Source organism: Marivita hallyeonensis, from assembly GCF_900129875.1.
Taxonomy (GTDB): domain Bacteria; phylum Pseudomonadota; class Alphaproteobacteria; order Rhodobacterales; family Rhodobacteraceae; genus Marivita; species Marivita hallyeonensis.
Genome location: NZ_FQXC01000002.1, coordinates 221,488 through 246,727, shown reverse-complemented (window position 1 = coordinate 246,727; position 25,240 = coordinate 221,488). Strand labels below are relative to the sequence as shown.

Annotated in this window: 21 protein-coding genes and 1 pseudogene; 19 read left to right on the top strand and 3 right to left on the bottom strand. The window is 59.2% G+C overall.

Features of this window, described 5'->3' with window-relative positions; genetic code table 11:
• Window positions 1-14: 14 nt before the first annotated feature.
• From BUA42_RS06840 to BUA42_RS21530, 16 genes and pseudogenes are all read left to right on the top strand, one after another.
• Entirely contained in the window at window positions 15-854 is an 840-nt protein-coding gene (locus BUA42_RS06840) for a TRAP transporter small permease subunit (protein WP_072776972.1), read from the top strand.
• 11 nt (window positions 855-865) lie between these two features.
• Complete coding sequence (locus tag BUA42_RS06835) at window positions 866-2,308, top strand: TRAP transporter large permease (RefSeq protein ID WP_072776971.1); 1,443 nt, start codon at window positions 866-868, stop codon at window positions 2,306-2,308.
• Window positions 2,309-2,641: 333 nt separating this feature from the next.
• Window positions 2,642-4,213, top strand: a complete 1,572-nt coding sequence (locus BUA42_RS06830) for an acyl CoA:acetate/3-ketoacid CoA transferase (RefSeq protein WP_072776970.1) — start codon at window positions 2,642-2,644, stop codon at window positions 4,211-4,213.
• Entirely contained in the window at window positions 4,210-4,977 is a 768-nt protein-coding gene (locus BUA42_RS06825) for an enoyl-CoA hydratase/isomerase family protein (RefSeq protein WP_072776969.1), read from the top strand. The genes BUA42_RS06830 and BUA42_RS06825 overlap by 4 nt, the downstream gene beginning before the upstream one ends.
• A 3-nt stretch (window positions 4,978-4,980) precedes the next feature.
• Window positions 4,981-6,504: an aldehyde dehydrogenase family protein gene (locus BUA42_RS06820; protein WP_072776968.1), complete on the top strand. Its 1,524-nt coding sequence runs from the start codon at window positions 4,981-4,983 to the stop codon at window positions 6,502-6,504.
• Window positions 6,505-6,545: 41 nt separating this feature from the next.
• Window positions 6,546-7,799, top strand: a complete 1,254-nt coding sequence (locus BUA42_RS06815) for an ABC transporter substrate-binding protein (protein ID WP_072777453.1) — start codon at window positions 6,546-6,548, stop codon at window positions 7,797-7,799.
• A gap of 95 nt (window positions 7,800-7,894) precedes the next feature.
• Window positions 7,895-8,788: a carbohydrate ABC transporter permease gene (locus tag BUA42_RS06810; protein ID WP_072776967.1), complete on the top strand. Its 894-nt coding sequence runs from the start codon at window positions 7,895-7,897 to the stop codon at window positions 8,786-8,788.
• Window positions 8,788-9,669: a carbohydrate ABC transporter permease gene (locus BUA42_RS06805; protein ID WP_072776966.1), complete on the top strand. Its 882-nt coding sequence runs from the start codon at window positions 8,788-8,790 to the stop codon at window positions 9,667-9,669. Before BUA42_RS06810 ends, BUA42_RS06805 begins: the two co-directional genes overlap by 1 nt.
• 4 nt (window positions 9,670-9,673) lie before the next feature.
• Entirely contained in the window at window positions 9,674-10,786 is a 1,113-nt protein-coding gene (locus tag BUA42_RS06800) for an ABC transporter ATP-binding protein (RefSeq protein WP_072776965.1), read from the top strand.
• Entirely contained in the window at window positions 10,786-12,270 is a 1,485-nt protein-coding gene (locus BUA42_RS06795) for a GMC oxidoreductase (RefSeq protein WP_072776964.1), read from the top strand. The genes BUA42_RS06800 and BUA42_RS06795 overlap by 1 nt, the downstream gene beginning before the upstream one ends.
• Window positions 12,270-13,862 carry a GMC family oxidoreductase gene (locus BUA42_RS06790; protein WP_072776963.1) on the top strand — a complete coding sequence of 531 codons (1,593 nt, stop codon included), beginning with the start codon at window positions 12,270-12,272 and terminating at the stop codon, window positions 13,860-13,862. The genes BUA42_RS06795 and BUA42_RS06790 overlap by 1 nt, the downstream gene beginning before the upstream one ends.
• Window positions 13,859-14,167: a Dabb family protein gene (locus BUA42_RS06785; RefSeq protein ID WP_072776962.1), complete on the top strand. Its 309-nt coding sequence runs from the start codon at window positions 13,859-13,861 to the stop codon at window positions 14,165-14,167. Before BUA42_RS06790 ends, BUA42_RS06785 begins: the two co-directional genes overlap by 4 nt.
• 33 nt (window positions 14,168-14,200) lie before the next feature.
• Entirely contained in the window at window positions 14,201-15,205 is a 1,005-nt protein-coding gene (locus tag BUA42_RS06780) for a LacI family DNA-binding transcriptional regulator (RefSeq protein ID WP_072776961.1), read from the top strand.
• Between the two features lie 21 nt (window positions 15,206-15,226).
• Window positions 15,227-16,390 carry a Gfo/Idh/MocA family protein gene (locus tag BUA42_RS06775; protein WP_072777452.1) on the top strand — a complete coding sequence of 388 codons (1,164 nt, stop codon included), beginning with the start codon at window positions 15,227-15,229 and terminating at the stop codon, window positions 16,388-16,390.
• Between the two features lie 21 nt (window positions 16,391-16,411).
• Window positions 16,412-18,478 (top strand): FAD-dependent oxidoreductase, encoded by a 2,067-nt coding sequence (locus BUA42_RS06770; RefSeq protein WP_072776960.1) that lies wholly within the window; start codon window positions 16,412-16,414, stop codon window positions 18,476-18,478.
• A 127-nt stretch (window positions 18,479-18,605) separates the two neighbouring features.
• Window positions 18,606-18,947 (top strand): annotated as a pseudogene (locus BUA42_RS21530) (helix-turn-helix domain-containing protein); the annotation flags it as partial.
• Between the two features lie 126 nt (window positions 18,948-19,073).
• On the opposite strand, the gene BUA42_RS06760 reads toward BUA42_RS21530, so the two are convergent.
• Window positions 19,074-19,673, bottom strand: a complete 600-nt coding sequence (locus BUA42_RS06760) for a rhomboid family intramembrane serine protease (RefSeq protein WP_143152636.1) — start codon at window positions 19,671-19,673, stop codon at window positions 19,074-19,076.
• 402 nt (window positions 19,674-20,075) lie between these two features.
• Between BUA42_RS06760 and BUA42_RS06755 the strand changes: the two genes are divergently transcribed.
• On the top strand, window positions 20,076-20,834 hold the full coding sequence (locus BUA42_RS06755; protein WP_072776958.1) for a sulfite exporter TauE/SafE family protein: 759 nt from the start codon (window positions 20,076-20,078) through the stop codon (window positions 20,832-20,834).
• Between the two features lie 193 nt (window positions 20,835-21,027).
• Here the strand turns inward: BUA42_RS06755 and BUA42_RS06750 are convergent, their stop codons facing one another.
• Entirely contained in the window at window positions 21,028-21,696 is a 669-nt protein-coding gene (locus tag BUA42_RS06750) for a phosphoribosyltransferase (RefSeq protein WP_072776957.1), read from the bottom strand.
• Window positions 21,697-21,738: 42 nt separating this feature from the next.
• Window positions 21,739-21,897 (bottom strand): hypothetical protein, encoded by a 159-nt coding sequence (locus BUA42_RS21130; protein WP_178346867.1) that lies wholly within the window; start codon window positions 21,895-21,897, stop codon window positions 21,739-21,741.
• A 380-nt stretch (window positions 21,898-22,277) separates the two neighbouring features.
• Between BUA42_RS21130 and trkA the strand changes: the two genes are divergently transcribed.
• The gene (gene trkA / locus BUA42_RS06745) at window positions 22,278-23,654 is read left to right on the top strand and encodes a Trk system potassium transporter TrkA (protein WP_072776956.1); all 1,377 of its coding nucleotides are present in this window, start codon (window positions 22,278-22,280) and stop codon (window positions 23,652-23,654) included.
• 3 nt (window positions 23,655-23,657) lie between these two features.
• The gene (locus BUA42_RS06740) at window positions 23,658-25,172 is read left to right on the top strand and encodes a potassium transporter TrkG (RefSeq protein ID WP_072776955.1); all 1,515 of its coding nucleotides are present in this window, start codon (window positions 23,658-23,660) and stop codon (window positions 25,170-25,172) included.
• Window positions 25,173-25,240: the final 68 nt, after the last annotated feature.

Here is a 25,240-nt window from a genome sequence, read left to right as displayed (position 1 = left end):
GGGGAGGGGGCCGTATGGACAAGGCCGAGGAAGTCGTCGCACCGGACGGCAGCATTGCGATCACCGATCCGGGGGAGGCCGGGCGCGAACATCATAACCGGGGCGACCGGTTCATCGTGCAGGTGTCCAACTTTTTCGCCTGGCTGTTCCCCATTCTGATGCTGGTCATCTGCGCCCAAGTGGTGTTGCGGACGCTTGGGCGCTCTGAAATCGGACCGGGCAACCAGGCTTGGATGGACGACCTGCAATGGTGGATCTACGGCGCCGCTGTGCTGATCGGGATCGGTTACGCGGTCACGACGAACAGCCACGTGCGGGTCGACATCTTCTATGACAACTTCCCCAAGCGGAAGAAGTACAAATACGAGATCTTCGCGCTAGGCTGGTTGTTTCTGCCCTTCATCATCCTGTGCTGGGACGTGACACTCGGCTACGCGATCGCCTCGGTCGCTGCCGACGAAGGATCGGACAGCCCGAACGGGTTGCACAATCTCTGGATGCTCAAGGTCTTCATGAATGTCAGCTTCCTGTTCGTCGCCGTGGCGATCTGGGCGGCCTATATACGCTACCTGTCGGGCCTGACCGACCCCGTCTTGTGGAAGAAACTGCTCTTCGCGTTTCCGTCGACGATGTTCGCCATCAACCTTGCGATCTACTACGCGCTGTGGTGGGCGGTCTACCTGACAGGGCCTGCGGACATGACCACCCGCGACGTGGGGCGGCACGCAATCTTTGGCGAGTTCGACCTGGGTCCCTGGGAAATGAAATATACCATCGTCATCACCATCGTGCTGACGCTTGTGGTGATCGGTGTCGCGCGTCTTTTGGACCGCAGCGACAGCGCTACTGAATAAGGGGCGGAACCATGCTGAGCTTTATCGGTCAGTTCCTGACCTTGAACGAGGTCGCGGTCCTCGCGATGTTCCTCACCTTCATCTGGATGCTGTTCCGCGGCATCCCGGTGGCGATGGCGCTTGTTGGCGTCAGTCTTGTTTTCGTGCTGATCGCCGAATTCTTCCTCGATCCGTTCCGGTCGAGTTTCCGCGACATCATCGAGTTCGATCGCACGGGCATTTCGTACCAGCGCTTGCAGGCGCTGTCGGGGCGTCTGTTCGGCAATATCGTCAAGAACCCGGTTCTTGTCGCGCTGCCGATGTTCATCTTCATGGGGCTGATGCTGGACCAATCCGGTGTGGCGCAGCGCATGATGCATGCGATGCAGAAGCTGTTCCGCGGTCTCAAAGGGGGCCTGTCGCTGACCGTGATGCTAATCGGCATCATCCTCGCAGCGTCCACTGGCGTGATCGGGGCGTCGGTGACGCTTTTGGGCGTGATGGCGCTGCCCGCGATGATGCAGCAGAACTACTCCAAGCCGATTGCGACGGGCACGATTGCCAGCGCCGGGACCTTGGGCATCCTGATCCCGCCGTCGATCATGCTCGTGATCATGTCGGACCAGTTGGCGATCAGCCTCGGCGACCTTTTCATGGGGGCGTTGTTTCCGGGGTTGATCCTTGGCGCGCTCTACATCGTGTTCATCGTCGTCTACGGTCTGATCAACCCAAAGGCCATGCCCGCGCCCGAGCGGACGGAGGACGTGGGTTGGGCCGAAGTGAAGGAAGTGCTGCTGGCCGTTGTGCCGCCAATGCTGCTCATCCTGCTGGTGCTCGGGTCGATCTTTGCAGGGTTCGCGACGCCGACCGAAGCCTCCGGTTTGGGCGCGATGGGCGCGACGCTGCTGGCGCTGGCGAACAAACGGCTGAACCTGAAGGTGCTGCGCGATGTGAGCCGGTCGACGCTGAATACGTCCGGCTACATCGTCGGTATCTTCCTGGCGGCGAACTTCTTTGCCTTCGTGCTGCGCCGCTATGGCGGGGACGAGATCGTGCAGAACATGGTTCTGTCCGCCTTCGACGATCCCTACATGACAGTCGCCTTCATCCTGTTCATCGTGTTCCTTCTGGGCTTCCTGCTCGACTGGATCGAGATCACCATCATCATCATGCCACTGATGCTGCCGATCATTCTGGCGCTCGATCTCGCGGTGCCGGGCTTTGATCAGGTACGCGACCCGTCGGTGGTCTGGTTCGCGATCCTCGTGGCGGTGACGTTGCAAACCTCGTTCCTGACACCGCCCGTCGGGTTTGCGCTCTTCTATCTCAAGGGGGTCTGCCCGCCCGGTGTGACACTGGGGCATATCTACAAAGGGATCATCCCCTTCGTGCTCTTGCAGCTGACCGGGTTGCTGATCGTCTTCTACTACCCGGCACTCACGACGTGGCTGCCGTCTGTGGCCTACGGGAACTGACACCGAAAACGCGGGCCAACCTCGGCCCGCGTTTTTCCTTGTTTCGGTCAGTCATCCTGATCCTGGGCATCTTGCGTTTCGCCTGAGCGATCTTGATACGCGATTGTCGAGCTTGCGGGGCGGGATATCCCGTCGACCCAATCGAATCGGTGAATATTCTGGCCGGCGCTTTGCACTCTTCCGAGGCCCTGACGGTCTGCCGTTAGAACTCTACGAGACTTCCTGACCATTGAAATCTTTGAGCTTTGCTTTGTCAAAATTTTCCTTGCTTCTTTTGGAACGTTCCAATATTTGGTATGGAACGTTCCAAAACTGGAGCATCGGGGGGCTCGCATGACCAAGGTTGTTCCAGTTGCAGAGGCGGTTTCGCGGATTGAGGACGGGGCGGTGATGACGGTTTCCTCGTCGTCTACCTTGGGCTGCCCCGATGCGGTTTTGGCTGCCATTGGTGCGCGTTTCGATGCCGAAGGTCACCCGCGCGATATCACCTCACTCCATCCGATTGCAGCAGGCGATGTTTATGGCGTGAAGGGTATGGATCACATCGCGAAGAACGGATTGCTGTCCCGGGTCTTGGCAGGTTCGTACCCTTCTGGGCCTTCAAGCGTAGAGATGCCAGAAATCTGGAAGATGATCGTAGAGGACCGTGTTGCGGCCTACAACGTACCATCGGGGATCCTGTTCGACATGCATCGTGAGGCCGCGGCGCATCGTCCGGGTGTACTGACTGAAGTTGGGATTGATACCTTCGTCGATCCGCAGCGGCAGGGTTGCGCGATGAACGAGCGCGGGGCTGCGGCACCAATTGTCGATCGGGTCCAATTCGCCGGAAAAACATGGCTGCACTTTCCCAACGTAGTGCCCACTGTCGCCATCATCCGCGCCACCACAGCCGACGAGCGGGGCAATCTGACGTACGAACACGAGGGGGCCTATTTGGGCGGTTTGGAACAGGCGATCTGTGTACGGAACAATGGCGGTCTGGTAATCGCCCAAGTGAAACGCGTGACCGCGAATGGTTCGCTCCGTCCGCATGATGTGCGGGTCCCGGGCCATCTGGTTGACTGCGTGGTCGTGGATCCGGATCAGAAACAGACCACGGAAACGCTCTATGACCCTGCGATCTCGGGCGAGATCATGCGCCCTTGGGACAGCTTTTCACTGGCGGTGCATGGCGTCGAGAAGGTGATCGCCCGCCGTGCGGCACAGGAATTGAAGCGTGGCATGACGGCCAACCTCGGGTTTGGGATCAGTGCCATGGTGCCGCGTGTGTTGCTTGAAGAAGGCCATCCGGATGCCGTGACCTGGGCCATTGAACAAGGGGCAGTCGGGGGCGTGCCGCTGACCGGTTTTGCGTTTGGCTGTGCGTCGAACGCGGACGCCTATGTCCCGTCGCCACAACAATTCATCTACTTTCAGGGCGCTGGCTTCGATGTCTCGTTTCTGTCGTTTCTCGAGATTGACGTGCAAGGCAATGTCAACGTCTCGAAACTGGGCAAAAAGCCATATCTGACAGCCGGTTGCGGCGGGTTTGTGGATATCACCGCAAAGGCCAGGAACATCGTGTTCTCGGGGTGGTTCGAGGCGGGTGCAAAAATCAGTCTGTCGAACACCGCCATCAACATCGAGGCACCGGGCAAGTTCACCAAAATGGTGGACGAGGTTGAGCATGTTACGTTCTCGGGCCAGCGGGCACTGGAGCAGGGCCAAAACGTTATCTACGTGACCGAACGCTGCGTGATCGAGCTGACCGGCAACGGTTTGATCGCGACGGAAATCATGCCCGGGATTGATCCGCAGGAACACATCGTGGGCGCGTCCCGAGGCCGGGTCCAGGTGGCGGAGAACGCGCGGCAGATGCCCAAAGAGCTGCTGTCAGAAGCGCCCATGGGGTTGGTCCTGTGAGCGAGATTACCTGCTCATATGACGGCGCCATTGCCGTGCTGAGGCTAGCCAACGAAGCCAAGCTGAACGCGCTGACCATGACCATGTTGCGCCAGCTTGAAGATCATCTGACAGCCGTTGAAAGGGCTCCGGAAATCCGGGCGGTGATCCTGACCGGAGCGGGGCCCAAGGCGTTTTGCTGTGGGGCGGACATTGCCGAATGGGGTCCGCTGAGCCCTGCCGACTTTGCCCGTTTCTGGGTGTGCGAAGGGCATCGCGTGTTCGACCGCTTGGCGACACTTTCCAAACCGACGATCGGGGCCCTCAACGGCCACGCATTCGGCGGGGGCCTCGAGCTTGCGGCGTGCTGTGACATCCGGGTTCTGGCACCACGCACCACGCTGGCCTTGCCAGAGGGTAAGGTTGGCATTGTGCCGGGGTGGTCCGGCACCCAAAGGCTGACGCGGTTGTTGCCTGAACCTGTTGTTAAGGAAATGGCGCTTTTTGGACGTCGGATCACTGCCGAGCGGGCGCAAGCCCTCGGGTTTTCTGCCGACATATCGGAAGATGTTCTTACCGCCGCCAATGACATTGCACGTTCACTTCAAGACATGTCCCCGCGCGCCAACATGCTCGCCAAGGCGATGATCCACGGCGCTGTCGGAGAAGACAGAGCCGCTGCAATTGAAGTCATGGCAAGCGCTGCCGCCGCTGCGAGCGACGACAGAAACGAAGGCGTGACCGCCTTCCTTGAGAAACGCGCGCCCAAATTCACCGGACTCTGATTCATGAACGATTTAACAATCAACACAGCCATCCAAACCGCCTTACCAGCCACCTTTCTTGGTCGTCATCTGATCGACGGGAATTGGGTTGAAGGGGCCGAGACATTCCAGCGCGTGTCGCCCTCCCACGATACCGTTGTGAGTGTCTCGGCCAAGGGCGATGCGGCTGTGACAGCGGATGCCATTGCGGCGGCTCGCAAGGCTTTTGATGCTGGTGTCTGGAGCCGCATTTCCGCCAAGGAACGCTCTGCCGTGCTGTTGAAAGTGGCCGATCTGATCGAAGCCAACGTCGAACGCATTGCCGTGCAGGAGACGCTGGAAAGCGGCAAACCCATCAGCCAGGCGCTTGGCGAAGTGGCGGGGGCCGCGGACCTGTGGCGCTATGCTGCTTCGTTGGCCCGGACCTCTCATGGGGACAGTCATAACAGCTTGGGCGCGGATATGCTGGGCGTGGTTGTCAAAGACCCTATCGGCGTGGTGTCGATTATCACGCCCTGGAATTTCCCGTTCTGGATCCTGTCACAAAAGCTGCCCTTTGCGCTGGCGGCAGGGTGCACGGTTGTCGTGAAACCTTCTGAGATGACGCCGTCCTCAACGGTGATGATGGGTGAGTTGCTGATCGAAGCGGGACTTCCCGCAGGGGTGTGCAACATCGTGCTTGGCCATGGTGAGCCTGTTGGCAGTGTGATGTCGACACATGCCGACGTTGATATGGTGACGTTCACCGGTTCCACCGCTGTCGGCAAGATGATCACTGAAGCTTCGGCGGGCACACTCAAAAAAGTTGCGCTGGAGCTTGGTGGCAAGAACCCCCAGGTCATCATGCCCGATGCAGATTTGGAGAATGCCGCTGACGCGGCGACCTTCGGCATCTACTTCAACGTTGGCCAATGCTGCAACTCGTCAAGCCGGATCATTGTTCATGAGAGCATTGCCGAGGGCTTCGTTGCGCGTGTGGTGGCGTTGTCACGCAAGGTGAAATTCGGTGACCCGATGGACCCCGACACGCAAGTAGGCGCGATTGTGACGGCCGAGCATCAGACGAAGATCGACGGCTACGTGAAAGAAGCCGTTGCGGCGGGGGCCAAGCTTGAGCTTGGCGGCGGAGCGCTCTCGGTCGAGGGGCTTGGCCCGCAATTCTACCAACCGACAGTCATCAGCAATGTGACGCCCGATATGCCGATTGCCCGTGAAGAAGTGTTTGGTCCGGTTCTGACGGTGCTGACCTTCAAGACGCTGGAGGAGGCCATCGCGCTGACCAATGACAGTGAGTACGGTCTGTCGGCAGGAATTTGGAGCAATGACATTCACACCTGCCTTGAATACGCCCGCCACGCAAAGGCAGGCACGGTTTGGACGAATACCTGGATGGATGGCTATCCGGAGCTGGCGTTCGGCGGGGTCAAACAGTCCGGTCAGGGCCGCGAGATCGGCCGCTACGGCTACGACGAGTTTCTTGAGGTGAAATCCTTGGTGATGCGCGTGGGACGCGACAGCCGAAAACCTTGGGTGAAGGCAAGCGCGTAATCAATGCGCTTGAAATGATACGCGAAATGGGAGGTATCCAAATGCGTTCTTACATGAAGACAACAGCAATCGCGCTGGCCTTAACTGCAGCTGCAGGTGCAGCAAAAGCAGACGGGCATGGCGTTGAAGTCCTGCATTGGTGGACGTCTGGTGGCGAAGCCGCCGCGCTCAACGTGCTTAAAGGTGATCTGGAAAGCCAAGGCATTGCCTGGACCGATATGCCTGTCGCTGGTGGTGGGGGTGAACAAGCAATGACCGTGCTGCGCGCCCGCGTCACAGCCGGAAACGCGCCGACCGCAGTTCAGGGTCTTGGCTTTGACATCCTCGACTGGGCCAACGAAGGCGCACTTGCCAACCTCAACGAAGTTGCCGCCGCCGAAGGGTGGGACAACGTGGTGCCAGCAGCATTGCAGCAATTCGCCAAAGTTGATGGTGCATGGGTCTCCGCTCCGGTGAATGTGCACTCCACCAACTGGGTCTGGGCCAACAAGGCCGTTCTGGACGCCAATGGGATTTCCGTTCCTGAGACCTGGGAAGACTTTGCCGCGGCACTGGAAACGCTGGCTGCCGCTGGCGTGATTCCGATCGCCCATGGGGGTCAGCCCTGGCAGGATGCCACCGTGTTTGACGCAGTCGCCATGTCTGCACTCGGCCCCGATGGCTACAAAGCCGCCTTCATCGATCTCGACCCGGAAGCACTTGCCTCGGATGAGATGAAAGTCGCTTTCGACCGGATGGCTGTGATCCGCGCCAATTTGGACGAGAACTTCTCGGGCCGTGACTGGAACCTCGCAACAGCGATGGTGATCAACGGTGAAGCCGGTTTCCAGATGATGGGCGACTGGGCCAAGGGTGAGTTCCTGAATGCGGGCAAAGTCCCGGGCGAGGATTTCCTCTGCTTCCGCTTCCCGGGCACGCAGGACCAAGTCACGTTCAACGCCGACCAATTCATGATGTTCGATCAGGGTGGTGCGGTGTCGGCTGAACAGGCGGCACTTGCCTCAGCCATCCTGTCGCCCTCATTCCAGTCCGCATTCAACGTGGTCAAAGGGTCTGTTCCAGCGCGGACGGACGTGTCCGATGCTGACTTTGACGCTTGCGGCAAGCAGGGCATGGCCGACCTCGCAGCAGCAGCTGAAAGCGGCAACCTCTTCGGTTCCATGGCCCACGGCCACGCCAATCCGGCTGCCGTCAAGAACGCCATGTATGACGTGATCACTGCGCACTTCAACGGAGAGTTCGATAGTGAAACCGCACTCGACGAACTCGTGACTGCTGTCGAAATCGCCCAGTAACTCCGAGACGATCCTCCCCGTGGTGGGGCGGCGATTGGTGCCGCCCTACCACACCCAAAGCTTTTAGATCGTCCAGCCTAAAGAGGGGGCGCGTTATGGCACATTCTGCCGACGTGGATTTCAAAACGCGACTTCAATCCTGGTTGCCGAAACTCGTGCTTTCACCGTCGCTGGCCATGGTTCTCGTCTTTGTCTACGGGTTCATCATCTTCTCGGTCTATCTGTCATTCACGGACAGCCGATTGTTGCCCTCTTATGGTTGGGTCGGCTGGGAAAACTATTCCAAGCTCTGGCGCCTGAGCCATTGGAAAATTTCCCTTTCGAACATGGGTATCTTTGCCGCGCTCTACATTTCCATCTGCACCATCCTTGGGCTCGGCCTTGCGATCTTTCTTGATCAGAAAATCCGGGCAGAGGGCGTGATCCGCACCGTCTACCTGTATCCGATGGCGCTGTCGTTCATCGTGACCGGGACTGCATGGAAATGGTTTCTTGATCCCGGGATCGGGCTTGAAAACGTCCTGCAGACCTGGGGTTGGGAAAGCTTTGAATTCGACTGGATCAAGAACCGCGACTTCGCGATCTACACCGTTGTTCTTGCAGCGGTCTGGCAGACGTCCGGCTTTGTCATGGCGATGTTCCTCGCTGGTCTCCGCGGGATCGACAACGAGATATTGAAGGCCGCACAGATGGACGGCGCGTCGAACTGGAACCTCTATCGCCGGATTATCATTCCGCAGTTGAGACCCGCATTCCTGTCGGCGTTCGTGATCCTCAGCCACCTTGCAATCAAGACGTTTGACCTTGTGATTGCCCTGACAGGTGGCGGCCCTGGCCGAGCGACCGAGTTGCCCGCGACGTTCATGTATTCCTACACGTTCAGTCGCAACCAGATGGGCATTGGTGCCGCCTCTGCCACGATCATGTTGATGACCGTCGCGGCGATCATGATCCCCTATCTTTACGCTGAATTGCGGGAGAAGAAGTGATGTCCCTCGCCACTCAAGATTCCGCGATCCGCACAGGCCGTGTGACTCGGACGCTGATCTATCTCGTTCTGCTGCTCTTTGCTCTGTTCTACATGCTGCCACTTTACGTGATGGTGGTGAACTCGGTTAAACCGCTCGACGAGATCACCGGCGGTGGCATGATGAACCTGCCGCAGGTCTTCACGCTGGAACCCTGGGCCAAGGCTTGGTCCTCTGCCCAGATCGGCGTCGATCCAACAGGTCTGAAGCCGTACTTCTGGAACTCCATCAAGATGGTGGTGCCGGCTGTGATCGTCTCAACCGTTTTGGGCGCCCTCAACGGGTATGTGCTGACGAAATGGCGCTTCCGGGGCGATACGATCCTGTTCGGCCTGATGCTCTTTGCCTGCTTCATTCCGTTCCAAATCGTGCTGATTCCGATGGCACGGATGCTGGGCCTGATGGGCATGGCCGGGACCACCTGGGGGCTGGTGCTGGTGCATGTGGTCTACGGGATCGGGTTCACCACGCTCTATTTCCGCAACTACTACGCCGTTTTCCCGACCGAACTCATTCGCGCAGCCCAGATCGACGGCGCGGGGTTCTTCCAGATCTTCTGGCGCATCCTTCTGCCGTCCTCAGGTCCCATCGCTGTGGTCTCGATCATCTGGCAATTCACGAACATCTGGAACGACTTCCTGTTCGGTGCCTCCTTTGCAGGGGCGGATAGTCAGCCAATGACGGTTGCGCTCAACAACCTCGTACAGTCATCGACCGGCGTGAAAGAATACAATGTTCACTTTGCTGGCGCGATCCTCGCTGCCCTTCCAACCCTGCTCGTCTACATCGTCGCCGGCCGCTACTTCGTGCGCGGCCTGATGGCGGGCTCCGTGAAAGGATAATCACATGGGCTTTCTCGACATCGACAACACCACCAAGTCCTACGGCGCGGTTGAGGTTCTTCATCAGGTCCATATCTCCATTGAAGAAGGCGAGTTTCTTGTTCTTGTCGGCCCATCCGGTTGCGGCAAGTCCACACTGCTGAACATGATCGCCGGGCTCGAAGAGATCAGCAGCGGTGAAATCCGGATCAAGGATCAGGTGATGAACGGGGTCCACCCGTCCAAGCGCAATATCGCGATGGTGTTTCAGAGCTACGCTCTTTATCCCAACATGACGGTGGGCCAGAACATCACCTTTGGGCTTGAGATGCACGGCATTCCCAAGCCAGAGCGCGAGAAGGCGATGAAAGAAGTGGCCGAGTTGCTGCAGATTGAGCAGTTGCTCGACCGCAAGCCCGGGGCGCTGTCAGGTGGTCAACGTCAGCGGGTGGCGATGGGTCGTGCGCTGGTGCGCGACCCGGATGTATTTCTGTTCGACGAACCGCTCTCCAATCTGGATGCCAAGCTGCGCGTCGACATGCGCACGGAGATCAAAAAGCTGCACCAGAAGTTGGGCACAACAATCGTCTATGTCACCCATGACCAGATCGAAGCCATGACGCTCTCCACGCGGATCGCGGTGATGTATGGTGGGTATGTTCAACAGCTGGGAACGCCTCAGGAAATCTACGATAGCCCGGCGAACATCTTTGTGGCGACGTTCATGGGATCGCCTGCGATGAACGTGATGCCCGCAAAAGTCGCGCTAAAGGATGGCAGGCCCTTTGCGGTTGTCGAACTTCATGACGGGACACCGGCAGAGCTGCCCTTCAGCCAGGATAATCTGGCAGCGTGGGACGGGCGCGGCATCATGCTGGGTATCCGGCCAGAGACGATCACGGATGAAGACGCGGCGGACCGTAAATCCTCCAACATTGCGCCGATGACAAACCGGATCACGGTGACAGAGCCCGCAGGTTCCGACACCTTCGTCACGATGACGCTCGGTGGCAAAGACGTGATTGCGCGTATGCGCTCGGACGCTGACGTTCGTCCCGGAGCAGATTTCAAGTTTAGCGTGAACATGGAGAAGGCTGTCGCATTCGATCCTGAAACCGAAATGCGTATCGCTCCCTGATGGACGCAGATGTCATCATAATCGGGTCTGGCATGGGGGGCGCCACACTTGCTGCCGCCTTGGCCCCAACTGGCCGCCGGATCCTGATTCTGGAGCGCGGGGAGCATTTACAACCTTCCGCCATTGATCGGGATCCGGATGCGATCTTTCGCGACGGGGTCTTTCGCCCGGATGAAGAATGGCTGGACGGGGCGGACCGGCCTTTCAATCCCGGCAACTACTACAATGTTGGCGGCAATTCCAAATTCTACGGTGCTGCGCTGATCCGGTACCGGGAAGCCGACTTTGGTTCAGTTGCACACCCCGGCGGTACGACGCCCGGCTGGCCGATCGACTACGGTGAGCTTGAAGCCGACTACCAGGCGGCTGAAGACCTCTATCACGTGAGGGGCAGTGCCACGGGGGATCCCACCGAGCCTTATCATTCAGGGTCTTACCCTTATCCGCCTGTCCCAGATGAGCCCGATGTCGAAATCTTACGCAGCCGCCTTTCCCGAGTGGGGCTCCGGCCGTCTCCCATTCCGCTGGGCGTGGATCTGACCGTTTGGTTGTCCGGCGGCCAGACCACCTGGGATGCGTTCCCCAACACTGGGCGCGGGAAAATGGATGCCGAGACGGGCGGGCTCGCAATGGCGCTGAGCCACAGGAACGTCACCTTACGCACAAGGTGCACCGTTGAGGCGCTCGAAGTCGACGACACAGGCCGTGTCATTGGGGCAAGGCTGGGGCAGGGCGAGACCTTGACGTCATCCATCGTCGTTGTCGCGGCAGGGGCTGTTCAAACGGCTGCACTGCTGTTGCGATCGGCCAACGAAAACTATCCTAGCGGTCTCGCAAACCGGTCTGATCAGGTCGGCCGGAATTTCATGAACCACAATTGTTCGGCGGTTCTGGCTTTGCATCCTTTCCGAAAGAACCGCAGCGTTTATCAGAAGACATTGATGCTGAACGACTTCTACCTGCCAACGGGTGACCGTCCTGCTTTGGGCAACGTTCAGATGCTGGGCAAGGTGACGGGGCCGATCCTTGCCGCCAATTCCGGGTTGCCGCGCTGGCTCGCCGATTTCGTGGCGGCGCGCAGCTTTGACTTCTACGCCATGTCCGAGGACTTGCCGAATTCCGAAAGCCGGGTGACGCTTCGGAACGGGAAGATCAAACTGGACTGGCAGCGCTCCAATTGGGCTGCGCATGAGCAGCTTGTAAGAACACTCAAATCGAAGCTGCGGCAGGCTGGTTTTCCGGTCGTTGTCTCCAAGCCGTTTGACCGCCGCACGCCCTCCCACCAATGCGGAACCGCGCGGATGGGACATGCGCCCACCACAAGCGTCGTCAACAGCTACTGTCGCAGCCATGACCACTCGAACCTCTTTATTGTCGATGCGTCGGTTCTGCCGACGTCGGCGGCCGTCAACCCGGCGCTGACGATCGCTGCCCTCGCGCTCCGTGCGGGGCGCCACATCGCCGAGACGGAGCTTGTCGCTTAATGCCCCAAGGATACGACTTCATCATTATTGGCGGCGGATCCGCGGGTTCGGCCATCGCCGCGCGTTTGTCTGAAGATCCAAGCGCGCGGGTCTTGCTGCTCGAAGCGGGCGGAAGCGACCGCCACCCGTTTTTTCATCTGCCTGCGGGATTTGCGAAGATGACCAAGGGCATAGGGTCATGGGGGTGGTCCACAACGCCGCAAAAGGCGATGAAACACAAGGTGTTCAATTACACCCAAGCAAAAGTCATCGGCGGCGGATCTGCCATAAACGCGCAGATTTACACCCGGGGTGCTGCGCAAGACTATGACGAGTGGCGTCAAATGGGCTGCGACGGATGGAGCTTTGAAGAGGTCCTGCCGTATTTCAAGAAGTCCGAAGACAACGACACATATGATGGCCGCTATCATTGCAAGGGCGGCCCTTTGGGGGTTTCGATGCCCGCCGCGCCCTTGCCGATTTGCGATGCTTTCATTGAGGCCGCGGGCCAGCTCGGAATTCCAAAAACCACGGATGTGAATGGAGAAAAGCAGGACGGGGCAGGGTATTACCAGCTGACCCAGAAGAAAGCGCGGCGGTCATCGGCGGCGATGGCGTTTCTGGGTCAGGCGAAGGGCCGATCCAACCTCACCGTCCGTATGAAAGCGCAGGTCAAGCGCATCCTGGTCGAACACGGTTGCGCCAAGGGTGTCGAGATGGCGGACGGAACCAAGATCACTGCAGATCGGGAAGTGATCTTGTCATCGGGTGCGATTGGGTCGCCGCGTCTGCTGCAGCTCTCGGGGATCGGTCCGGCGGATCACCTGCGAAGCCTCGGCATCGACGTGGTATATGACCAGCCGAATGTCGGGGAAAACCTGCAAGACCATCTTGATCTCTATTCCATTTGCGAGGTCACGGGACCGCACACCTATGACCGTTATGCCAAGCTGCACATGTCCGCGCTGGCGGCGTTGCAATATGTCTTTACCCGCAAGGGACCTGTCGCCTCCAGCCTCTTTGAGACCGGCGGGTTCTGGTATGCGGACGAGAACGCCCGTTCCCCCGATATCCAGATGCATCTGGGTCTTGGCACGGGGATCGAGGCGGGCGTCGAGGCAATGCCCAATGGAGGTGTCACGCTCAACGCCTGTCACCTGCGGCCTCGGTCGCGTGGCTCTGTGCGGCTGCAAAGCGCCAATCCAAAGGACATGCCGCTGATCGACCCGAACTACCTGTCTGATCCTTATGACCTTGAAATGTCGATCCGGGGCTTGAAACTGGTACAGGAGATACTCGCTCAGTCCGCGCTCAGCAATTTTATTTTCGCTGAACGGTTGCCGGGACCGGAAGTAAAAACGGACGAAGACTACTTCGATTTCATCTGCGTCCACTCCAAGACCTCGCACCATTGTGCGGGCACCTGCCGAATGGGCAATGATGAGGCGGCGGTGCTCGACCCGCGCCTTCGCTTCAACGGGCTTGATGGTCTCCGTGTGGCCGATGCCTCGGTCATGCCAACGGTCAATTCTTCCAACACCAATGCTACGTCTATCATGATCGGTGAGAAAGCCGCCGACATGATCAAACAAGATCAGGGAATGCCACTATGATCCGGCACATCGTTCTTACCAAATTCAAACCAGAGACGTCTGAAGAGACCATCAATGGGATCTATAGCGGCCTGTCAGCGCTGGCTGACAGCCTGCCGAACGCAAGTGGGTTCACCGGTGGACGCTCGGAGAGCCCCGAGCAGATCGAACGCGGCTACATGCACGGTTTCGTCATCGATTTTGAGAGCTGGGACGCGCTGCAAAACTATGCCGATAACGAGGCGCACAAAGCTCTTGGTGGTCAGCTTGTGGCGAACGCGGTGGGCGGAATCGATGGTATTTTGGTTCTCGATCTCGATGTCTAGGTTGATTGGAACGCGGTCAGTTGGAGAAACAATATGAAGCAGCGTCCAACCATCCTTGATGTGGCCAAGGAAGCCGGGGTTTCGAAATCCACGGTGAGCCTGGTCTTGCAGGGCAGTTCCGCCGTCAAGGACGAGACGCGCAAGTCGGTGCGGCAGGCAATGGTCGATATCGGTTATGTCTACAACCGTTCGGCTGCGACGCTGCGTTCTGCCAGCTCCGGGCTGATCGGGCTTGTGATCAACGACCTGCGCAACCCCTTCTTCACGGAGTTTGCGGCGCTCTTTCAGATGGAACTGGCAAAGGCCGGCTTTGCGACGGTGCTGGCAAATACCGACGAGGATCCAAAGCTGCAGTCACAGATGATTTCGTCGCTCGTTGAACACGGGGTTTCCGGGTTTGTCATTTCACCTAGCTACGGGGACGAGGCTGCAACGCTCGCGGTCTTGGACGCGGCGAACACGCCGACACTTCAGGTTTTCCGTTCGCTCGAACGTGTCGAGGGAACATATCCGTTTCTCGCGCCTGACTATCTGCATGGCGGGCGGCTCGCGGCAGAACACCTGATTGCACAGGGTTGCAAGAATATTGCGTTCTTGGGCGGGCTTGAAGGCCGCCCCGTGACCCGCGAAAGGATGCAAGGCTACCTGGCCGTATTGGCCGAACGTGGTCAGAACCCTGTGATCCTTACGGGCCAGGCGACACGCGCCTTCGGCAAGTCCTTGGCAAGAAGGCTGCAAGACGAGTTCCCAGAGGTCGACGGCGCAATATGCTTTAACGATCTCGTTGCTTTGGGGGTGCTTTCCGCTTGCCCGGATCTGGGCATTAAAGTTGGGTCCGATCTCCGGGTTGTGGGTTTCGACGACATCGAAGACGGACAGGACAGTTATCCTCCGCTGACCACCATAAGCTGCGATATCCCGGATTTCGCGGCCTCGACCGCCAAACAAATCGTCGCCTGGATCAAGGACGGAGTAGCGCCGCCCTCGACGGCGCGTAGCCCTGTGCGGCTTGTCGTCCGGGCGTCCAGTAGCGCGTAACACAACGAACAGGAGCGCATGATGACCGTCGTGAACGTGGCTGTCCTTGGGGCAGCGGGGTGGATGGGCAAGGTGCACACCATGGCCTACCAGACCTTTCCGCATTTTTTTGGAACGGAGGGCGGCACGGCTCATGTCGCGGCTCTGGTCGTGGCGAATTCTGCGGCTGCGAAAGACGTCGCGCTCCGGGCGCCGGGAGCAAAGATTCTGGACCGCTGGGAAGAGGCTGTGAATGACCCCGATATCGACCTGATTGATATCTGCCTGCCGGACAATCTGCATTTTGACGTCGCCAAAGCCGCGTTGCTAGCGGGCAAACACGTCTCTTGTGAAAAACCGCTTGCCGACACGGCGCAGCAGGCCCGCGAACTGGCCGACATTGCCCGTGAGAAGGGCGTCATAACGCGCGTCGGTCATGCTTTCCCGCGCAACCCGATCCATGACCGCGCAAAGGAAATCATCGATGCCGGAGAGATTGGCGAGATCAAACTCTTCAAAGCCTGCCAGCATATCGATGTCTATGGCGATCCGTTGGCGCCCTATATGTGGCGGGCCAACGGCGCGCTGGCGCCGACCGGGATCATTGGCGACACGGGCAGCCATGTCTTCAGCTTCATGGAGTTTCTCGTAGGGCGCGTGTCATCGCTGATTGCAGACAGCTACATCACCACGCCGAAACGTCCCATTGTCGAGGGTCTGGACCTTGGTGGCGCCGCACCCGATGTGGCCCAGCACACCAAATGGGGCGATATCACGAACGCCGATGGGACCAACGTCCTGTGCACATTTGAAAACGGTGCCAAAGGTTTGGTCGACTTCAGTCGCGTCGCCACAGGACGCAAATTTATGCAGACCTATGAGGTCTACGGAACCAAGGGTAGCCTTGCCTACACCTTCGATGAAGTGAACCGTCTTCGGTTCTATTCCAATGACGATCCCATCGGGCGAAGGGGTTTTCGTGAAATCGATGTGGGCCCCGAACACCCGACCTATGGTGCCTTTCTGCCGCTGCCAAACTTTGCGCTTGGTTACAACGAAAGCAAAATCATCGAAGCGGCCGAAGTCATCAAGTCGATCACCACGGGCACGCCTATGTGGCCCACGTTCGAAACGGGACACCATATCTGCCAGATCGTTGATGCCTGCATGACCTCCTCAGAGCAGCGTGTCTGGGTCGATATCTAGACCCGAGAAAGGAAGACCCAAGTGGCCCTCTGTGTCCCACAAGACATCCTCGATGCGTTGACCGACGTGGCAATGCCACGGCTGAGCTCTGAACCGGGTGCAGCCGAAATGCTGGTCGTCAACAGCTACACCATTCCACTGCACCGCGCTGGCGCCATCGTCGTCGGGAGCGGCGCTGCGGGACTGCGCGCTGCTGTGGAGATGAAGCGGCGAAACGTGGATGTCGTCATACTCAGCCAAAGCGCGTGGGGCGGAACATCCGCCTGCTCAGGATCCGACAAGCAAACGCTGCACACCGCCAACACCAAGGACCAGGGCGACAACTTTTTCGATCTGGCCGCCTCGATCGGTGCGGGCGGCGCGATGGACGAAGATATGGCCTATATCGAAGCGGTCGGTTCGGTCCGTGCGATGGCATCGCTTCAATACCTTGGCCTTCCTCTGCCGCAGGATCACCTGGGCGGCACGCTGCGCTACCAGACAGATCACGACGAGGTCGGTCGTGCGACGTCTTGTGGGCCGCGCACATCCCGGTTGATGGTCAAGGTCTTGGCCGAAGAGGCGATCCGCCTGGGCATTTCGTTTTTCAACCAAACGACTGTCGTCAAGGTTCTCAGGGATAAGGGCCGTGTTTGTGGTGTGCTGGCGATCCGTTCCAAGGACAGCACCGAAACAAATCCCTATGGTCTTACGGTCTATGCCTGTTCCGCGCTGGTCCTGGCTGCTGGCGGGCCGGGCGAGCTATATCGCGACAGCGTTTTCCCGAACGGTTGTTTCGGAACACTCGGTCTTGCACTTGAGACAGGGTTGGAACTGACCAACATTACTGAAAACCAGTTCGGTATCGGCACGCGGAGAGAAGGGTTCCCGTGGAACCTCTCCGGCACCTATGTGCAGGTCATCCCGCATATCTATTCGGTTGATGCCGACGGGGGCGAACATCACTTTCTGGCCGAGTACTACCGCTCGACCCAAGAGATGGCCTCAAACATTTTTCGCAAAGGCTATCAATGGCCGTTCCATGCGAGCCGAATGCTGGATTTTCAGTCAAGCCTCATTGATTTGGCAATCTTTCGGGAAGGACAAGCCGGGCGGCGGGTCTTCATGGACTTCAATCGCAACCCACTTGCGATTGATCGGGATTTCAGCCTCGATCGGCTGGATGACGATGTGGCGTCCTATCTGCGCAGCGCGGGGGCAAATCAGGTTTTGCCCATTGATCGGTTGCGCCACATGAACCCGCTCGCGATTGAACTTTACAGGCGCTACAAGGTCGATATCACCAAGGACCCGCTGGAATTCGCGGTCAACCACCAGCACATGAATGGCGGAATCGCCGTCGACACATGGGGGTGTACCAATGTGCCGGGCATCTACGCCGTGGGTGAGGCCGCAGGCACCCATGGTGCAACACGGCCAGGGGGGTCGGCGCTCAATGCCGGACAAGTGTTCGGAACGCGCGTGGCCGAGCATATCGGCGCACTTGGCGCACCGACGTGTACAGACGACGTGACCTCCGCAGTGGCCCATGCCGTTGAACACCTCCAGAAGGTGCTCACCAACAATGGCCGCCTGTCCGTCAAAGGTGTTCGCGCGGAAATCCAGGCGAGGATGAGCGACAAGGCGGGCATATTATGCACCCCCACCGACGTGGCAGCGGCACGTCGTGAAGCCCAGCGATTGAACAGCGAAATCAGACAGCACGGCATCACCGTGTCGCGCCCATCCGAGGCCGCACGTGTCCTACAGTGGCAGCAAATGGCCTTGGCGTCAGAGGCCGTGCTCGCAGCGCTCGACACCTATATTGCACAAGGTGGCGGAAGCCGTGGAGCGCGCGCAATTTGCGACCCCGAGGGCGAGGCTTTGCCCCAAACTGTCAAGGGACCCATCGCCGATGCCCGCTTTCGTGCGGAACGGGACGCCGACAAACAAGAACAATTGATCGTGCAGTACGATGGCGACCATCTGGTCGTGTCCTCGCGTGCAAATCGCAAGCATGGTGGCGCAAGGTCGTTTTTTGAAAGAGACTGGCCGGCGTGGTTGACCGGTGACATCTTCCACTCGAAGGAACTGAGTCCCAAACGCTGACCATCAAAGCGGGTCGGGGTTTGGCCGTCGGAGAAGCTATGATCGTGTTGGCAGCGGTCGGGGAGGACATGTAGTGCCGCCGCTTTTCCGGCAACGCCTTCAACGCAGCGTCGCACAATGGGTGCTTCATGTGATCGAACGGGTGCTGATCCTGGGTGAGGGGACGGGCGACATTTCGGCCCGCGAACTTCCGCAGGACACGGCGCCCACGGCGGACGAGGAGGGCCGGGTGGTCCTGTCGGGCACGCTCGCCACCATGCCGCTCCGCGAGGCGCGCGAGGCGTTCGAACGGGAATACCTGCTCACCCAGATCAACCGCTTCGGCGGCAACATCAGCCGCACGGCGAGCTTCGTCGGCATGGAACGCAGCGCGCTGCACCGCAAGCTGAAGTCACTGGGCGTGGTGACAAGCTCCAAAGCGGGCAGCCGCGTCGCGTATCTCGAAGAGGGGGCCGAAGCGGCGTCGTGACTGGATAGGTCCGTTTTGGCCCTATTGTTTCGCACGCGAAACATTGGGTCCGAAGTGGACCTATTAAGTGTTTGTTAAATTTTGAATATTCCTGTTGATCCGGTCCTGAGCACGTTGGCGCCAGGTCTACCGGGTCTCCACATTTCGCAAACGCGGCGCGTGAACGTGGCTGCGGACGACCATCGCCGCGATCGCGCCTGCAATTGTACCGAAAAGATGCGCTTCCCATGAGACACCCGGCTGGCCGGGGAGAACGCCCCATAGGATCGACCCATAAATCGCGCCGACGAGCAGTGCAGCGCCAAGAGTGATTGGCGACCTGTCGACAAGACCGCGTGTTACCAGAAAGCCGAACCATCCAAACACCAATCCGGACGCGCCGACATGGATGGCAAAACTGCCAAACAGCCAGACCAGCACGCCGCCGACGCCAACGATCACGCTATTCACAGTGACAAGCGCGCGTGTGGCCGTTGATACAAGCAGACAGCCCATCACCAAGAGGGGTGGCGTGTTCGAAATGAGATGGTTGAAGCTGCCGTGGAGCATTGGCATCCCGAGTATGCCGTCCAAGCCTTCCGGGTGGCGCGGCAACAGTCCGAATGCGGTGTTGAGGCTATAGCCCGTCGCCCAGTTTATGATCTGGATGACCCACAATGCGCCAACGAACATTGCAAGCCCCGCGACCCTGAAGAGGATGACACGCATTCGGTTTTTCGTTTCCATATTGTCAATAATTAGGTCCCGTGCAGAACGATCAAGGTGAGGATTCCGACGCTTTCGGATCGCGCCGCGCCGAAAGCGAATGTCAAAGCACCAAGCAGCGAGCGGTTCCTAGGGGATTAATCCAGATCAGGGTCAAGCGGCCCGTTTTCGCGATGATCGAAGCCATCCAGAGGGTGGTGCGCGATGAGGTGCAAAGTAAGTGTAGGAAACGAAGGAGGTGAGGGAATGGGATAAGCGCCGAGCGGCCTGGCTGTGATTTTTGGCTAAGTTCTCGTCTCTCATGTCGCTGTGAAGTGTTTTCAAAGTCAACTCAGATGCGAAAACCTGTATTAGCATTGGACTCATCTTGCCTCTGCACAGCGCTTCCCGAAGCGTTTTCACCGCAAATCCTCTGAGCATTCGATGGAAGACCTTTTTTACCTATCTGTCTTCGATACCTTTTTCTATGCGACCGTTCTTTTTGCGGCGTCGTACGTCCGGGGTTTCTCTGGATTTGGGTTCACCGGGGTGTTGTTTGCGGGACTGTCCTTCAAGTTGCCACTTGCCGAGATTGTCCCATTGTCGATCGCGCTCGAGTTGGCCGCGTCGTCTGTACAAGCGCGTGGCATCGTTCGGGACGTGAATTGGAGTGCACTTGGAACCCTGTTGGTGACTGGTGCAATCGGTACACCAATCGGTATCTTCCTTCTTGGATACTTTCCCGACGCGACCCTGCGGATACTCGCGTTGTCTTTTGTCTTTCTGTCGAGCGTCTATCTGATCTTCACAGGAACGCGGCGTTTCAGTTTTTCCCAAACATCCTACGCCGTGGTCGGTTCGTTTGTTGGCGTCATCAACGGTGCGGCAGCGTTGAGTGGTCTCGTGCTGGCTCTTTTTCTGAATTTCTCTGACGCAAGAGCGACTTCGATACGCGCGACGATGATCGCGTATTTGTTTTTCGCGGATCTCTGGGCCTGCGCGCTGCTCATCTACGCGGGCTATTACGATACCGTTGCAATCACTCGTTTTTTCACGTCTGTGCCACTGCTGGCCGCCGGTGTTTGGTTAGGGTCACGGCATTTCGCGTCGGCGCAGCCCGGGCAGTACAAAAGGGTGGTGTTCGGATTGCTCATCGCCCTGAGTGCAACCGGCCTTGTGGCAACCATTTTGGCGGAAATTTGAGCACGTTACGCGAGTCCGTCATCTGGCACGCGTCGCCACCAGACAACCTGTCCGAATTCGTTGATGTCGATGTGCAGAACGTCAGGTCGAAAATCGGTGCCATGTGGCTTCAACTCGGACGTGAGACACGCCCTAATGCCGCCCCTCGCTGAGCGGCTGCGACCCAAGCGCAACCACCTATCCTGGCCGAAACTCAGGTGCCGCCATTCCCATCGGACACGGAGTCCAGGTCTTGCAGGATGCGGACAACATCTTCATCGGAGACCTGTGAGAATTCCCTGTAATGTGCGCCAACTGCATTGAAGAATTCGGGTGTCTCAAGGCAGATCACCTCGTCGACCTCATCCTTCAAAGCGCGCAGCGTGTCGTCGGGCCCGACGGGCACTGCCAACACCAGCCGGGCTGGTTTCTGGCGACGCACCGCGGCCAGTGCCGCGCGGGTTGTCGCGCCGGTGGCGATTCCGTCATCCACAAGGATTGCAGTCTTGCCAGCGATCTCCTGACGCACGCGCCCTTTGAAGTAGCGCTCCCTGCGCTGCGCGATTTTCTCAAGCTGAGCTTGAGCGAGCCTGTCGATATCGTCCCGGTCGAGACCTGCCATGCGCATGACGTCCTCATTCAAGACAATCTCGGGGTCCGCGCCATCAACGACTGCGGCTGCAGCCAATTCGGGCCGGGACGGAACACCGATCTTGCGGACCATCACCAGGTCGAGCGGTGCATTCAGGCGTCGGGCAACCTCTGCGCCGAGCGGTACTCCGCCGCGCGGCAAGGCGAGGACCACGGGATCCGGATAGTTGCGTCGGGCAATGTCCTCCGCCAGGGCCTTACCCGCGTGAGCGCGGTTCAGAAAGACGACCATGCACGCCTCCTCCCGTGGAGCAAGTCATCCCTGAATGTCGCTCTAAATCCCCGACACCGCGGTGCATTCGCTTGCATCCATGTCTTGCACCGGATCATTCGGATCACACTCGATACCCGTTACCGGGTATGTGTCAGGCTCCGTGCATCCGGACATGGCGAGAATGGCCCCGATGAGAAGGGAACTTGCAAAGAGTTTCATAGCGTCACCTGTCTTCTGTTTTGCTGAGCAAACGGCTTGGAACTAGGGCTTACGTCTCCGGCCCTTCAGGCCAGCGCCAAGGCCATTTACTCGGAGGTCCTACACTCCCATGTACGCCGCAGATTTTTGTTGATTTGGATCAATGGGCGTATCGACGGCGTAGACGGTCCTCAGCATTCATTGGTGTCAGCATGGAGACGCTCCGTTTCCGGAATTGTGCGACTTAACCTGTGCAGATTTCAGACATTTTTCGGTCTCTTTGCACCAAGCGAGGTTTTTGGCGCCGGTAAACACGCGCCCTCCGGAATTGACCCCACAGCGAGGCTCTGTCACACACCTCTTCAAGTCACAGCCAAGGGGCCCGGGTACGGGCGAACGCCATGAAGGTTATCATCTGCGGAGCGGGTCAGGTTGGCTGGCAGATTGCGCGGCATCTCTCAGGAGAGCGCAATGATGTGACTGTCGTCGACAACAACGCCGACCTGGTGCGGCGGGCGACGGACAGCCTTGACGTGCAAGGGATCGCCGGGTTTGCGTCCTATCCGGATGTGCTTGAAAAGGCGGGTGCGCGCGATGCGGATATGATCATCGCGGCGACCCATTCGGACGAGGTCAACATGGTGACCTGTCAGGTCGCGCATTCGGTGTTCGAGGTGCCGCGCAAGATCGCGCGGCTGCGGTCGAAATCCTACCTGACAGCAATCTACTCCGACCTCTACCGCCGCGACCACATGCCCATCGACGTGGTGATCAGCCCCGAGATGGAAGTGGCGGAGGCGGCGCTGCAGCGGCTGAGCGCTCCGGCGGCGTTCGACACGGAGAAGTTCCTTGACGGTGAGGCGTCGCTGATGGGGCTGACCATCGACGATGACTGCCCGATCATCAACACGCCGTTGCGCCAGCTGACGGACCTGTTCTCGACCCTGCGCTCTATCGTGGTGGGCATCCGGCGGGAAGGCACACTCTTTGCGCCCGAGGCGGGAGATCAGCTCTTCGCCGGGGACGCCTGTTATATCATGGTGCACAACGAAGACGTGCGCCGCGCGCTGGAAATCTTCGGCAAGACCCACCGCAAGCAGGAGCGCGTGGTCATCATCGGCGGCGGCAATGTGGGGCTGACCGTGGCAAAGGAGCTCGAGGCGCGGGCGGATCGTATCCGGGCCAAGGTGATCGAGCGCAACCGCGTCTGTGCGGAGCGGGCGGCGGAGGCGCTGGAACGCACGATTGTGCTGCACGGCGATGGGCTGGACGTGGCGCTGCTGCAGGAGGCAAATATCGAACGCGCCGATGCGGTGCTGTGTGTGACCGACGACGACAAGGTCAACATGCTGGCCGCGGTGCGGGCGAAATCCGAAGGTTGCCCGATGGCGATTGCCCTCATCAATGACCCGACGCTTGAGCCGCTGATGGAGCCGCTGGGGATCGACGCCTATATCAATCCGCGTTCCGTGACGGTGAGTTCGATCCTGCGGCATTTCCGGCACGGGCGGGTGCGGGCGGTCTATTCCATCGGCGATGCGGAGGCAGAGGTGATCGAGGCGGAGGTTCTGTCGACGTCACCGATGGCGGGCCAGAAAATGCGCGATATCGACTTCCCTGAAGGCGTGATCGTCGGCGCGGTGCGCAAGGGCAGCAAGATCGTGCGTCCGACCGGTGCGATGGTGATCGAGGAGGGCGACCAGGTGGTGATCTTCACGCTGGCCAAGGACGTGCCAGAGGTCGAGCGCCTGCTGCAGGTCTCCATCGATTTCTTCTGATCGATGCCGGTTCTGTCCCGCCTGCCATTTCTGCTTCTGCTGACGGGCCTTGCGTCGGCGTCGATGATCCTCCCGGCGAGCGTGGCGCTTTGGAGCGAGTCCTTTCAGGATGCACGCAGTTTCTTCTATTCGGGGCTAATCGGCCTCATTCTTTGTGCGCTGGTGGCTTTCGCTCTGGCCAACCGGCCCCATAACCGCAGCGCGATCCGGCAGCTTCTGGCCTTGCTGGGGACCTTCATCGTCTTGCCGGCTGTTCTTGCCGTGCCGTTCTACGAGTCGGTGCAGACGACGTCTTTCCTGAACGCCTACGTGGAGATGGTGTCGAGCCTGTCGACCACCGGGTTGCCGCTCTTCGCGCCCGAACGGTTGTCGATGGCGGAACACCTGTGGCGGGCGCAGGTGGGCTGGATGGGCGGATTGCTCATGTGGGTCGCGGCGGCGGCGATCCTTGCACCCCTGAACCTTGGCGGGTTCGAGGTCACTTCACTGCGCGAGCCGGGGCAGGATCTGGTGGCGGGCGCAGCGCGGCGGGACATGGCCGATCCGGCAAGCCGTCTTGCGCGTAGCGCATCGGTGCTGGTGCCGACCTATACTCTTCTGACGCTTGCGCTTTGGTGTTTGCTGATCGTGGTCGGAGATGCGCCCTTCGTCGCGCTGACCCATGCGATGAGCATCATGTCGACCTCGGGAATTTCCCCGGTCGGGGGGCCGGAAGGAGCGGCGAGCGGCTTTACCGGCGAAGTGATCCTGGCGCTGTTCCTGATGTTTGCGCTGTCGCGGATGACGTTTTCGAAGGATACGGGCAGTTCCGAAAAGCAGGGGCTGCTCTTTGACCCCGAGTTCCGGTTGGGCCTTGCCATTGTTCTGATGGTGCCGGTCATCCTGTTTCTGAGGCATTTCCTCGCCGCGCTGGATATCGGCGATCAGGACAACTTGTTGGCCGGGTTGCGCGCCCTCTGGGGGGCGGCCTTTACCGTGTTGTCGTTCCTCACGACCACGGGGTTCGTCAGTGTCGATTGGGTGGATGCGCAGGCCTGGTCGGGGCTTGAGACGCCGGGGCTGATCCTGATGGCATTGGCGATGATCGGGGGTGGGGTGGCCACGACGGCTGGCGGTGTCAAGCTGCTGCGGGTTTTTGCTCTGATCATCAACGGAATGCGCGAGGTGGACCGATTGGTGCATCCGTCCTCGATCGGCCGGTCCGGGCTGGTGTCGCGGCGGACGCGGCGCGAAGGCGCCTTTATCGCCTGGGTTTTCTTCATGATTTTCGCCATTACGCTGGCGGCGACCACGATCGCTTTTGCGGCGTTCAACATCCCGTTCGAGCAATCGCTGGTGCTCGCCGTGGCCGTCTTGTCGAATTGCGGACCTCTCATCGAAGTGGTGGAGGCCGGGCGGCTGAACTTCATCGAGTTGGGGGCAGGGCCCAAGCTTGTGGCCGCCATTGCGATGGTCATGGGGCGTCTGGAATTGCTAGCCTTGGTGGTGATTGTGACACCGGATCTCTGGCAGGATTGAGCCGCAAAACACACTCTGCCCAAATTCCTTGTTTTTCCTCTGGAATTCACTGAGGTCGCACGACATAG